This window comes from uncultured Sneathiella sp., from assembly GCF_963973085.1.
Classification (GTDB): Bacteria; Pseudomonadota; Alphaproteobacteria; order Sneathiellales; family Sneathiellaceae; genus Sneathiella.
In genome coordinates this window covers 385480-398941 of the sequence record NZ_CAXAXA010000004.1, presented here as the reverse complement: position 1 = coordinate 398941, position 13462 = coordinate 385480, and the positions used below count along the sequence as shown (strand labels likewise).

12 protein-coding genes are annotated in these 13462 nt (G+C 51.6%); 4 read left to right on the top strand and 8 right to left on the bottom strand.

The window, feature by feature from the left end:
* Nucleotides 1-5: 5 nt before the first annotated feature.
* Entirely contained in the window at nucleotides 6-1040 is a 1035-nt protein-coding gene (locus AACZ19_RS12650; RefSeq protein WP_339634453.1) for a polysaccharide deacetylase family protein, read from the top strand.
* Nucleotides 1041-1066: 26 nt separating this feature from the next.
* On the top strand, nucleotides 1067-1837 hold the full coding sequence (locus AACZ19_RS12645) for an aldolase/citrate lyase family protein (RefSeq protein ID WP_339634451.1): 771 nt from the start codon (nucleotides 1067-1069) through the stop codon (nucleotides 1835-1837).
* 42 nt (nucleotides 1838-1879) lie between these two features.
* Here the strand turns inward: AACZ19_RS12645 and AACZ19_RS12640 are convergent, their stop codons facing one another.
* From AACZ19_RS12640 to AACZ19_RS12605, 8 genes are all read right to left on the bottom strand, one after another.
* Nucleotides 1880-2923: a malate/lactate/ureidoglycolate dehydrogenase gene (locus AACZ19_RS12640; RefSeq protein WP_339634449.1), complete on the bottom strand. Its 1044-nt coding sequence runs from the start codon at nucleotides 2921-2923 to the stop codon at nucleotides 1880-1882.
* Nucleotides 2924-2955: 32 nt separating this feature from the next.
* Nucleotides 2956-3726 (bottom strand): glucose 1-dehydrogenase, encoded by a 771-nt coding sequence (locus AACZ19_RS12635; protein WP_339634448.1) that lies wholly within the window; start codon nucleotides 3724-3726, stop codon nucleotides 2956-2958.
* A 150-nt stretch (nucleotides 3727-3876) separates the two neighbouring features.
* The gene (locus AACZ19_RS12630; protein ID WP_339634445.1) at nucleotides 3877-4836 is read right to left on the bottom strand and encodes a glucosaminidase domain-containing protein; all 960 of its coding nucleotides are present in this window, start codon (nucleotides 4834-4836) and stop codon (nucleotides 3877-3879) included.
* A 307-nt stretch (nucleotides 4837-5143) separates the two neighbouring features.
* Entirely contained in the window at nucleotides 5144-5629 is a 486-nt protein-coding gene (locus tag AACZ19_RS12625; protein ID WP_339634442.1) for a universal stress protein, read from the bottom strand.
* A gap of 53 nt (nucleotides 5630-5682) precedes the next feature.
* Complete coding sequence (locus AACZ19_RS12620) at nucleotides 5683-6672, bottom strand: DUF2333 family protein (protein WP_339634440.1); 990 nt, start codon at nucleotides 6670-6672, stop codon at nucleotides 5683-5685.
* 79 nt (nucleotides 6673-6751) lie between these two features.
* Nucleotides 6752-7753 (bottom strand): tryptophan--tRNA ligase, encoded by a 1002-nt coding sequence (gene trpS, locus AACZ19_RS12615; protein WP_339634438.1) that lies wholly within the window; start codon nucleotides 7751-7753, stop codon nucleotides 6752-6754.
* Nucleotides 7754-7866: 113 nt separating this feature from the next.
* The gene (gene murJ, locus AACZ19_RS12610) at nucleotides 7867-9423 is read right to left on the bottom strand and encodes a murein biosynthesis integral membrane protein MurJ (protein WP_339634437.1); all 1557 of its coding nucleotides are present in this window, start codon (nucleotides 9421-9423) and stop codon (nucleotides 7867-7869) included.
* A 35-nt stretch (nucleotides 9424-9458) separates the two neighbouring features.
* The gene (locus AACZ19_RS12605) at nucleotides 9459-12251 is read right to left on the bottom strand and encodes a [protein-PII] uridylyltransferase (protein WP_339634435.1); all 2793 of its coding nucleotides are present in this window, start codon (nucleotides 12249-12251) and stop codon (nucleotides 9459-9461) included.
* Between the two features lie 152 nt (nucleotides 12252-12403).
* Here AACZ19_RS12605 and AACZ19_RS12600 point away from each other — a divergent pair, with 152 nt between their 5' ends.
* Entirely contained in the window at nucleotides 12404-12826 is a 423-nt protein-coding gene (locus AACZ19_RS12600; RefSeq protein WP_339634586.1) for a DUF1801 domain-containing protein, read from the top strand.
* A gap of 3 nt (nucleotides 12827-12829) precedes the next feature.
* Complete coding sequence (locus AACZ19_RS12595; RefSeq protein ID WP_339634433.1) at nucleotides 12830-13462, top strand: LysE family transporter; 633 nt, start codon at nucleotides 12830-12832, stop codon at nucleotides 13460-13462.

Genomic DNA, 13462 nt, shown 5'->3' with positions numbered 1-13462 from the left:
TGAGATTGACTAGAGTACAAAAATTTCAGGCAGTTTCACTTGTGGCAATGATCATCTTATCATTGGCATGGCACAGCACGGCGAGGGCAGCCGACTGGGCGAGTGTGATCATGTATCACCGGTTTGGGGAAGACCAGCACACCTCCACCAATATCCGTGTTGATCAGTTCAAGGAACATATTCAGGAGCTGAAAAACGGCAAATATACCGTTTTGCCACTCAATGAAATCGTTGATCGGCTGGAAAACGGTGAATCTTTGCCGGACAGGACAGTTGCGATCACGATCGATGATGCATATCAGTCCGTTTACGACATTGCCTGGCCTCTGCTTAAAGAGGCGAACTTGCCCTTCACTGTTTTTGTGGCCGTAGAAGGCGTGGAAAAGCAATTTCCAGGTTCCATGAACTGGGATCAGATAAGAGAGTTGCGGGATGCAGGCGTGCACATCGGACATCATACCTACAGCCATGCACATCTTCCCTTGATGAGCGCCGAGGAAATAGAAGCAGACATTAAATTGGCAAGCGAACAGTTTCAGGCGGAGCTGGGCTTTGTCCCCGCCATTTTTGCTTATCCGTATGGCGAATATGGCAGTGAGGTAAAAGCGGTTATCCGGGACATCGGATTCAAGGCGGCATTCGGACAGCAGTCCGGCGTTTCCTATTCCGGTCATGACCGGCTGGAGCTTCCCCGATTTGCCATGAGCGAGAATTATGGGGGGATCGGACGGTTCCGCTTGGCGGCAAATGCCTTGCCGCTGCGCGTAACGGATGTGACACCGTCAGACAATTTTCTAAAACGCAACCCGCCGAATTTCGGTTTCACCATTGCGGAAAACTATGGGAACCTGAATGGATTATCCTGCTTCTCTTCCAATCAAACGGGCGGGGCGGTCCCCATCGAGAAAATTGGTGATTCAAGGATCGAGATACGGCTTGCCGCCGCTTTTAAGCCCGGTCGAGGCCGAATTAATTGTACGCTACTTGGACCAGATCGCCGTTGGCGTTGGTTCGGATCCCTTTTTTACATCGCGAAATAAATTCGCCCCAACAATGAGAAACTGTCATGTATCGCCCGAATAAGCTAAAAGAAAAATTACAGGCTGGAGAAAAGGCCGCGGCTTGCTGGTTGTTTTCAAATTCCTCCGATATGGCGGAGATCGTCGCTGGCGCCGGGTTCGATGCCCTGATGATCGATCACGAACATGGTTCGGGCAGCCTTCAAACGGCTATCGATCAATATCGCGCGGCTCGTTCGGTTAATGAGGTAACGGTACTGATGCGGGTGCCGTGGAACGATACAGTCTTGATCAAGCGCGGACTTGACGCGGGAATGGACGGGGTTATGATCCCGTCGGTCAATACGGCAGAGGAGGCGCGCGCCGCCGTCGCCGCCTGCCGTTATCCGCCAACCGGAATCCGAAGCGCGGGTTTTGGGGCCGCCAGGGCTGGTGGTTACGGTCGCACGGCGCAAGAATACCGGGACAATCTTGATAAAGATCTGATGATCATCTGCCAGATTGAAACCAAAGAAGCAGTTGGCAATATTGAGAGTATTGCCGCCGTTGACGGGGTCGACATGCTGTTCATCGGGCCGAATGATCTTTCTGGGAGTATTAACAAACTCGCCGAGTTTGATGATCCGGAAGTGAAGGCCCTTTTCGAGGAGGCGCGGGACAAGATCAAGGCGAGCCCGGCATTTCTTGGCTGCATTTCAAAAGGGCCGAAGCAGACAAATGACCTGTTCGCCCAAGGATTCGATTTTCTTCTTTGCGCAGGCGACACAGGATTGGCAGCGACGGCTGCCGGAGATCTGCTGAAAAACCTTAAAAAATAAGCACTTGCTCTTATATATAAGAAGAACTCGCTCAAATGAGAGTTACGGTCTGACGCCGTATTCTTCTGCTGCTTCCATTATCTGTCGCCATGTTTCGTTATCGATCTCAATGCCGTTCGCCCGTCGTAGATTCCGTTGTTCACGTTCAGGATCGCCCGGCAGGATCACATTGTCATGTCCTTTGCGCGGTGGTGATTGGCGGACATAATCGCACATGGCTTTCATCTCGCTGGCGATATAATCGGTATCGGTCAGGCGGCTAGGGTCGATCAGAATAGTAAGCATGCTATTGATGATGCGGGTATCGCGATGGTTCCCGGGCTGGATCGTGCCGCCGCCACCAATCGCCCCACTTAGGAGTTCGCACATCAGCGCGAGGCCATAGCCTTTATGCTCGCCGATTGGTAGAAGCGCGCCGACCTCTTCTTCCCACATGACGCCGGGATCCGTTGTCGGATTGCCGTGTTTGTCGATGACGAGGCCTTCTGCAACTTCCTTGCCGCTGTTGTTTGCGACACGTAACTTACCAAGGGCGACCTTGCTTGTGGCGAAATCAAGAATGATACGGGGCTCTTTCGCTGTGTCCGGCAGGGAAATGCAGATTGGATTTGTGCCATAGCGGGCATCGGCACCACGGTGCGGCGCCACCAAAGGGCGATGTCCCGTTACATTGACAAAATGCAACGAAACCAACCCGGCATCGACGCATTGCTCCCCATATGTCCCGACCCGCCCGATATGGTGCGCATTGCGGAGCGCAGAAAGAGCAAGGCCTGTTTCCTGCGCCAATTTGATGGTCTGTTCCATCGCTTCCCGGGCAACGACCTGACCATATCCGGCCCTGCCATCGAAAACCAGCATCGATCCGTTCTGCTGCACCATTTCGACATGCTGGTTTGGATGCAGCAGCCCGGCCTTCAAATTCGTCATATAAGCTGGAATCATGCCGACGCCATGACTGTCATGGCCGGAAAGATTGGCAAGGACCAGATGATCGGTGACGATCTTTGCTTCGGTTGGTGAACTGCCCGTCGCAGTTAAAAGGGCCTCGATGAACTTGTGTAGTTCGTTGTGATCAATTTTCATCGATCATTTCCTCTCATGAATTTTCAGTGAAATTAAATGGCGGTGAGGCCGCCATCTATAACAAGCTCTGCCCCGGTTATATGGCGTGCTTCCTCAGATGCCAGAAACAGGACACCGTTCGCGATATCGACCGGCTCACTCGGCGTTTTGATAGGTATCCGGTCCGGGATGGCGTTCCAGCCGGCCTCGATGTCGTTGCCATACATACCCATCAGTGCGTCACCCATATTTGTCCGGACAGGATCCGGATGGACTGAGTTGCAGCGAATACCATAACCCCGGTTGGCGCAATGAATGGCGACCGATTTCGTTAATTGTCGAACCGCCGCTTTTGAGGCGCCATAGGCCAGAAGATGCGGGGTCCCGATGATGGCGGCGACGGAGGAAAGATTGACGATTGCGCCACCTCTGCCCTTCATAGCTCTGACAGCCGATTGACATCCCAGGAAAACGCCTTCCACATTTACTTTCTGAATGGCCTGCCAATGAGAAAGATCCGTATCCTCAATTGTCTGCCGGTCACCGATTGAGAGTATCCCGGCATTATTGACGAGGATATCAAGCCCCGCCGATTCTGAAAGAACGGTTTGCATAACCGATTTCCAATGCTCTTCGATTGCGACATCCTGAACGACGAATATTGCCTGACTTCCGAATTCCTCTACGGCCGTTTTTCCGGCTTCTTCATTGATATCTGTCATGAAGACTTTCGCGCCTTCTTCAATGAAGCGGCGGGCTGTCGCCAGGCCGATCCCGGTCGCGGCGCCGGTTACCAGCGCAATCTTGTTTTCCAGTCGTCCCATGATCTCCCCCTTTTTCTTTTTATTGCGGGCGCACCAATTAATGGGCCTACATTGTTTTTGAGAATAGGTCGGAGACTATATTTTCATATCCCGCAACGATTTGCGAGACGGAAGTTTTGGCCGGAGGTGGATGAGGAAATATTTGTTGGCTCAGGGGCGGTTGTCAGCCAGCCGCTCGGGGGAAAGGATTGCATCTTCAAAATCCTGGAACCTGTTTGTCTTGATCAGGTTGCGCAGGTTATCCACATATTCCTGCCCCTTTTCGGAATATACATCAAGTGTATCGACCAACCGAAGATCACTCGCCCTCGTGTCAGGCCCCGATCGGTTCGAGGCACGGGCTTCACGAAACTCCTCATATGCGGGGTGAACATTCAGATTGTGCACATAGGATCGAATGGAATCGGCTATCGATTTAAAGGCCCTGACTTCGTGAGTTTCATCTTCACTCCTGTCTTCCGGAACAATTCCCTTGCCTGTTGCCCAGACTCGCTGCCCAAAGAGAGCGTTTCCTTCACGGGCAAAGCGCGACGTCCCCCAGCCCGATTCTTCGACGGCCTGCGCTAAAGCAATTGAAACCGGGATTTTGTCCACCTTCTCTAGAAGCGCTGCCGGTTCAACGGACTCTTCACGATAGCGCGAAGCGAGCTCTTGCAACCATTTGCGATCATTCGCTTTCAGGGGAGCGCCCGCGGACTTCTTTTCCAACAAACCTGTCAGCCGCTCTCTCTGCACTTCAATATTCTCATTGATGCTCAGAATCTGCGGTAAAACCAGTTTGATGAAGGTTTTCTTGCGTTTTTCAACATCGTTCACTTCAAGAATATCGACAGGTATCCGATCAACATAGAACCGGGGCACCGGCCCGCCATCTCGAACGTCATCAAGCCGGAAACTTACCTCTGAAAGAGCGGCATCCAATGAAGCAAGGTCGAACTGGCCGTGCCTTGCCGTAATTTTGGCGACCGACTTATCGCTAGAGCCGCCTGACGCTGATAGCGGGTTTTGTATGCTGCCGATAAATTCGGGCACCACATAAGCCATCGCCAGCAGGATCACCGCCAAGGTCGCAATTCTATTGGATTTTAAACTGGATTTGAGTAGCTGCATTGTGACGAACTGTGTTGTTCTCTATGCTCTAAAATTACGTTTTCAAACGAATTATACAAAATATAGCAGGTCGTATATAAACAGGCACTATATGTAGAGTCGGACGGGTAAAACTACATTCCGAAACGATGAGGAAATATGTCTTCCGTACATGCCAAGATCAAGCGATGATTTTCACCGTCGAAATATCTCTGACATTTCATATGTTTAAGCAAGTGTCTATAAATAAACGCAAAATTTTCATCAAATTAAAACGCTTCAAACTTCGAATCACCCAGTTGTTTCCAGGAAAACAATGAGGCGGCCCTCAGGTTACGGCATCCAACTGTCGAGTTGTCAAGTTGCCAGGAACGACAGTGATTGGAATTGCAAATGTTCCTGACATTTCTCCAACCAGGCTTTTGATCAAAGGACCGGGGCCTCCAGATTCGGGAGAGGCGGCCAAGACAAGAACCCGGATATCGGAATCCTCTTCGATCAGGGCAAGAACTTCTTCCTTTTTGTAACCATCACGGATCACGAACTCCGGTACGAGTGTGGTTTCTTTCTGAATTTCCTCTGCGAGATTCTGTAGAAGTTCCTCTGCGGTTTCGCGGGCTTCCTCTCGCATCGCCTGCTCAACGCCCATCCAATGCTGAAATTCGGGTGGCTCAATAACGTATAACAGGATCACGCCTCCCCCGACGTGCCAGGCGCGACGGCTCGCAAAGCGGATAGCTGATTTGCATTCGGGCGTGTCATCCACGACAACAAGGAATTTGTTTCGCACACCACTATGGGTATCGTCAGACATATAGGCTCCGCCACTTGTTCAAGTTGAAAATTATCCTGCCACTATCGGCGCAGTTATTTCAAGAGAATGTTGCTGATTTCCTGGAGCTGTGTCCGGGCACGTAACACATAAAATCCCTGTGCTGTAAGGTGGTTGGGGAGAAACTGGGAATCCGGTGCTGCATTGACGATGATAAAAGGATCAAGATCAATCACATATTTGAAGCTGTCGAGCATTTGTGCCCAAGCATTGGTCAATCCACGTTCCTTGATTAGGCTTTCGAAATCTTGGGAAAGCGCCTTTAATAGCATGTAATAGCCATAACTCTGTCCCTTGACGCCATAGAAAATATTGTCTGCTTGGAAATCAATGAAACCGCCCGAATTTTCGTCGACATGCTGATCAATGGTTGCGGTAGAGGAGCCCATATCAAGTGCAATCCGGTCCAGGGTTGCAAGCAAATTATCGGCGCGCCTTTCGAAGACGGCATTTCCTTCGGCTAGCCGCTTGTTATAATCGATTAGCGAGTTGCGGGCTTTCTCATATTGTTCTTCAGAGGCGGCGGTGGGCAAAAGGGAAATTGTCGGATCCCAAGCCCATTTCGTTCCGGAATATTGTAAAAGGCCAGCGGCTTCCTGCAAGTCCGGGTCAGTCTGGCTTGAACCCCGCGTGCGGCCTATCTGGTCTGTGAGCTCAAAGCCAAAACGCGCAAGCGCGGAAATGATGCCTTGCTGATAGTTTGGCATGTTGTCAAGTGCAGCTGAGGGCATGAAGAACGGATCATTTGCTGTCCAGCGATTGACGTTAATCTCACGGTCGATCAGGCCGGCCATCATGTCCACGGCATGACTGCCGCCCGCGACAACATTTTTACCCGTCGGCACGAATGACGTGTCATCCTCGATATTATTGATCGTGATCATGCCGATTGGGTAGTAAAGGATCAAAAACAGCAAGATCAGAAGGGCGAAGACTTTCCAGCTTCTCTTCGCCCCTTCCTTTATTGCATCGGTGCGCCGCCCAATTCGTTTAGTTTCTTTGCCGTCGTTCCCGATTTCGCTCATCTTCTCCGCCCTGTCACCAGATCATTCATTCGATCCCAGACCAAGATGTATGTCCTTTTGCTCGAACTTACAAGCAGAGCTAACGCGCCAGAAGAAAGCCGACAATGTCTTTGACCTCCGCCAGCACTGGTGCGGCAAGGGCCGATGCACGTTCTGCGCCATCCTTCAAGACGGCATCCACATGACCCGGGTCGGCACGGAGACGTTTCATTTCCTCGCCAATCGGGCCGAATTTTTCGACGGCAAGGTCGGTCAGCGCCGGTTTGAAGGTCGAGAAGGCGGCACCGGAAAACTCATCCAGCACCTGTTGCCTGCTCATGTCGGCGAGCGCCGCATAAATACCCACAAGGTTGGCGGCCTCCGGACGCTTATCCAACTCGTCCAGTTTTTCGGGAAGCGGATCAGGATCTGTACGTGCCTTGCGAAGTTTCATCGCAATACTGTCGCGATCGTCGGTGAAGGTTATGCGTGAATAATCACTCGGGTCTGATTTCGACATCTTTTTCGATCCGTCGCGCAATGACATAACGCGGGTCGCTTCACCAAAGATAAGGGGTTCTACCAGCGGGAAAGTTTCCGTTCCATAGTCTTTGTTGAATTTTTGAGCGATATCACGGGTGAGTTCCAGATGCTGTTTCTGGTCCTCCCCGACGGGAACATGGGTTGCCTTATAGGCCAGAATATCTGCGGCCATCAGATTTGGATAGGCATAAAGTCCTACGGAGGCATTTTCACGATTCTTGCCGGCCTTTTCCTTGAACTGGGTCATCCGGTTGAGCCACCCAAGGCGGGCAACGCAGTTGAAAATCCAGGCAAGTTCGGCATGCGCGGAAACGCTGCTTTGCGCAAAAATGATGGACCGCTTCGGATCGACGCCTGCGGCCAGGTAAGCGGCGGCGACTTCTCGTGTATTGTTACGGAGATCCTCAGGGTCCTGCCAGACCGTAATGGCATGCATATTCACGGCACAGTAAATGCACTCGTAGTTGTCCTGCAGTCCGACGAAATTACGGATTGCGCCGAGATAATTGCCGAGATGAAGGTTACCGGTAGGCTGAACGCCGGAGAAAATACGAGACATTTCAAAAGATCCTCACGCTTTGGACACGAGCCCTACATTGACAGGCTGATCTTCAGGACCGTCCGGGCTGGGAACCGGCCTTATTGCAGGCGCCTTGCGTATCGTCAACAGATTTACGCGTTCGGACGACGTTTGAGCATGTTTTTGATATCCTGAAGCGGGGCGGCGCCTGTTATCAGAACGCCGATGGCATATATGCCGCCGCCGCCCGCGACCAAGGCAACAAGGGCGAGAATTCTATCTGTTGCGTCTCCTGCGAGAGAACTGCTTAAAAATTCACGTGCAACAAACAAGCCTCCGGCCATTATTATTGTGGCAAGGAACATTCCGGCGAGACGGCGCATTAGTCTGGTATCAGCCGTATAGTGACCACGCCTACGAAGAATGCTGAACAGAAAAATGACGTTGAACCAGGAAGAGAGGGACGTTGCAACCGCAATACCTACATGATTGATATAACGGATCAGAATGAGGCTCAGAACGACATTCAGGATCATGGAGAGAACGCCTGCAATCACCGGTGTTGTGGTGTCTTCCCGCGCGAAAAAGCCCGGTGCCAGGATTTTTACAAGCACATAAGCCGGAAGTCCGGTTGCAAAGGCAAATAACGCGGTGGCCGTCGCAAGGCTCGCTGTGGCAGTAAATTCACCATGCTGGAAAAGAACGGTAACAATTTCCTCTGGTATAATCATGAGGGCGGCGGCGGCGGGTAGGGTCAGAAGCATGGAAAGCTCCACGGCTCGGTTCATGCTGTTGAGCGCAGTTTTCTCTTCTCCGCTGCGTAATTGCCGTGAGAGCATAGGAAGAAGCGCCGTACCGACCGCAATTCCGATTACGCCAAGAGGGAGTTGATACACCCGGTCTGCATAATAAAGATAGGAAATGGAGCCGGTCGCTAGGAAGGACGCGATAATTGTGCCGACAAGAATGTTGATCTGCATGACCCCCGCACCGAGCATGCCCGGAAGCATTAGCTGAAAAAGGCGTTTTATGTCCTTGTTTATCACCGGAAGTTCAAGGGGCACTTTGATGTCGGAACGCCAACAGGCGATGACGAGATAGATAATTTGTGCGACGCCGGCGGCGGCAACGCCCCAGCACAAGATAAAACCGACTGTCTCTTCGCGTTGTTCAAAGGCCAGGAGAAGGCTGCCGATCAATATGATATTTAGGAGGATAGGCGCCGCCGCCATTGCCGCGAACTTGTAAAATGCATTCAAGACACCGCCAAGCAGGGCAACGATGGCCATGGCTGTCAGATAGGGAAAGGTGATGCGGGTATAATCGACGGCGAGTTCATATCGCATGCCGCCGACTTCAAATCCCGGCGCGAGAAACTGCATCATTAACGGCATGAAAATCATGAACAGGGCAGAGAAAATGAGGAGAAAACCAGTCAGGACACTAAGGCTGTGACTGGCAAACTCCAAGGCCATTTCTTTGCCCTCGCTTTCCAGCTTGCGAGCAAATAGTGGGATAAAGGCTGCGGAGAAGGCGCCCTCTGCCACCAGTCGACGGAACATATTGGGAATGCGGAAGGCAACAAGAAATACGTCCGCGACCGGTCCGGCTCCAAGCACTGAGGCCATCAGGATATCGCGAATGAAACCGAGCACACGGCTTATCATGGTAAAGCCACCAACGGTGGCAACGGACTTAATCAAACTCATAATGCCCTATACCACAGCTAAGCCTGTACTGCCCATCAGCTTCCGCTGCTCGCTGCTTTTTTTGCCCGTGCCGATTTTCTTTTCGGGATCATGTCTTCCGTAAGAGCGAGAAGCAGTTTCTTTTCGATATTTGCAAGCTTGACCTTGTTGGTAATTTTCAGGCCGAAACTGTCCTTGACGTAGAAAACGTCAACCGCTCTCTCTCCATAGGTTGCGATATGGGCAGAGGAGATGGAGAGAGACAAGGTGAACAACGTTCGTGTCAGTTTTGCAAGAAGGCCCGGTCGATCACGTCCTCTGACTTCGATAACCGTATGGGTGTTCGAGGCTTTGTTGTCCAGAATAACGCTTGGCTGAACGGTGAACACCTCCGTCCGGCTGGGAAGGCTGGACTCCCGGCGATCAACAATTTCCAGATGCGGTTTGCGAACACCTTGTAATGTGTCTTCTATGGCCTGGCGCAATTTCATCATCCGGCCGCGCTGGTCGTATACTTTGCCTTCTGAATCCTGAATGTAAAAGGTATCAAGCGCCATGCCGTCCGTTGTTGTGTGGATTTTTGCGTCAACAATATTGGCGCCGCTTACTGACATGGCGCCGGTAATGCGTGAGAATAATCCCGGATGGTCCGCCGTATATACGATCACCTCAGTAATTGCGCGAAAGGGGTCGCTTTTTGCTTCAATGGTAAAAAGCGATCCTTCCTTATCCGCAGTTCGCATCAGTTCTGCATGTACCATACGGTCTTCTTTACTGGTTGCGATCCAATAGGATTGGTAGAAGCGCCCGATATGGCTTTCGACCTCATCGTTTGTCCAACCCTTAAGCTGATCCCGTAATTCGTCTTGACAATGCTTTGCTCGCGCGGACCGTCCCTCTGAGACATGGCCGCCGGTAAGAGCATTCTCGGCGACATAATAGAGTTCGCGAAGCAACTGGCCCTTCCAGCCATTCCAGACATTTGGCCCGACAGCGCGGATATCGGCAACAGTCAAAACGAGCAACAATCGCAGTCGTTCCGGGCTTTGAACGATTTCCACAAAATCTTCAACGGTCTTCGGATCGGAAATATCACGTTTGAACGCAAAGCCGCTGAAGGCAAGATGATATCGGACCAACCAGGCAACCGTCTCAGTTTCGGACGGGGAGAGCCCGAGCCGCGGGCAGAGTTTTTCAGCCACCTCGGCCCCTAAAATCGAATGATCGCCGCCGCGGCCCTTGGCGATATCATGAATTAATACCGCACAATAGAGAACATTACGCGATATGATCTTGGGCATGATCTTGTGAGAGAGCGGATGGTCTTCTGCAAGGGCGCCTGCCTCAATCTGCGAGACGATTCCGATGGCCCGGATCGTATGCTCGTCCACCGTATAGACATGATACATGTCATGCTGCATCTGGGCGACGACGCGACCGAAATCGGGGATAAAACGACCAAAAACGCCCGCTTCATTCAACCGGCGCAAGGTGGTCTCCGGATCCTTTCGGCTTGTCATCATTTCAAGGAAAAGCTGGTTTGCCCTCGGGTCGCTGCGCAGGCTCCGGTTTACCAACCGCAAATCCTGCCGGATCAGGCGAAGTGCATTTGGATGTACGTCCAGCCCCTTTTCCTGTGCCAGATGAAACAATTCGAGCATCTTGATGGGGTCTTTCTTGAAGTCGTCATCATCGCTCACATTGATACGGCCGCTTTCGACGACATATCCTTTCAGCTTCCGCTTTCCAAGTCCCAGGCGGGGAATGGGCAGGCGGCTCATCTTTTGTTGCTCCGCCTCAAGATTGGCGCAGAAAATCCGGGTCAGGTCCCCGACGTCCTTGGCGACGAGGAAATAATGCTTCATGAACCGTTCGACGCCTTTAGTCCCCGCATGATCTTTATATTGCAGTCGTTTCGCAAGTTCAGGCTGCACATCAAAGGTGATCCGCTCTTCAGGGCGGTGCGTCAGGTAATGCAAATGGCATCGAACAGAGCGGAGAAAGTTAGACGCTTTAGTGAATTTTCTTCGTTCTTTTTCTGTGAAAACCCCAAGCTCGACCAGTTTGGAGATATCTGTGGTGCCATGCAGGAATTTCGCGATCCAGAATAATGTTTGAAGGTCGCGCAGGCCACCCTTCCCTTCTTTTATATTCGGTTCCACCACATAGCGCGAATTGCCGAAACGCTCATGACGTTCTTTGCGCTCCTGAAGTTTGGCATCGATAAATTCACGGCTATGCCCGGCAACGACCTCTTTCATGTATTTGCGATACATCTCTTTGAACATTTCCTGGTCGCCCCATAGGTATCTGGCCTCCAGCATCGCGGTTTGAATGGTGGTGTCCTTTTTCGCAAGGCGGATGCACTCATTGACGTTACGCGTGGAATGGCCGACCTTCAGGCCAAGGTCCCAGAGCATGTAGAGCACAAACTCGATCACCTGTTCGCACCAGGAGGTCTGCTTGTAGGGAAAGAGAAAGAGAAGATCGACATCTGAATAGGGTGCAAGTTCGCCGCGGCCGTAGCCACCGACTGCCACGAGGGAGAGCTTCTCCTCCGGTGTCGGATTGCTCAACGGATAAACATGCTGTGTGGCGATATCGAAGATGGAGCGGATTAACTGGTCAACCAGAAAGCATTGGGCGTACATCATCGCACGCCCCTTGTTGGACTGGAGAAACCGTTTCTCAATCACCTTGTTTCCGTCGTCCAGGCTTTTCTTGAGTAACTTAAGAGTGTCCCGCCGGAACTCGAAGCTACTTGGGGAGTGGCGTTCGGCAATTTCCGCGATCGCCAGAACAAGGGCACGGCGGTCTATAATCTCTTTACGATTTGGAATCTTTTCCATTTCACTTCCGATTAACTGGCTCAGCTTGTCGCTTCACAAGCGGCCTTATTCCTTATTTGAGTTGCTGTGTAGCAAAAAACAGCTGGAAAAGCCTTAATTATCTGTGTTTTTCTTATATGATAACACAGGGTTTTGCAGAGAGGGCAACCGTGATGAAACAATTTGAGTTTGATGATCTGGCTGTTGCTGCCGTTTACAAATCCTATCCCGACTCCATCAGGGCCCGGCTTTTGGTTCTTCGGCAGCTCATTTTTGAGTTAGCTGACCGCCTCGACGGCATTGAAATTTCCGAAACACTGAAATGGGGTGTCCCAAGCTATCATTCAAGCACCAAAACCGGGACACCAATCCGTCTTGCCCCGACGAAAGAAGCAGATAGTTATGGCCTATATGTTCATTGTCAGACTTCTTTGATCAATGATTTCCGGCAAGCCCACCCAGCCACCTTTCGATATAGCGGGACGCGGGCGCTTCTGTTTAAGCTGGACGATCAGCTGCCGGAAAAGGAGCTGGAGGAATTCATTCTTGCCGCGCTTACCTATCATCAACATAGATCACCTGCCGTAAAGGTGTAATCCGTGTATTTTGGGGCGTTTGTCGATGGCGCCTTGATTGGGGCTGCGCTGATCATTGCCATCGGCGCGCAGAACCTCTTTGTCCTGCGTCAGGGAATGGCCCGGGATCAGGTTTTTATTATCTGCTTTCTCTCGGCGTGTATTGACGCCTTGTTGATTTTGCTTGGTGCGATGGGGCTTGGCTCGGCCATTGCCGCCTTTCCCTGGCTGGTACCCTGGGCGAGCTGGGGAGGCGCACTATTCCTGATTGCCTTTGCGCTGATGTCACTACGCCGGGCCATATGGCCGCCAATAAAACCAGTAAAAGAAAACGAAGTAGTTACGTCATCAAAGCGCAAGGCGATCCTGCTTACGCTCGCATTCGGATTTCTTAATCCGCATGTTTATCTGGATACAGTCATTCTCCTTGGCGGTATAGCGGCCGGATATGAATTTATGCCAAGGGTCTATTTCGTGGTCGGGGCTATCACGGCATCATTCGTGTGGTTTTTCAGCATCGGATATGGCGCGCGTGTATTTGCCCCTGCCATGAGGACCCGTCAAGGTGCCCGTATTCTGGATTTGAGTGTGGCGGGTATCATGCTTATCGTTGCTGCCAACCTTATCATTGATCAGCTGGCAGCAACGCAAATGTAA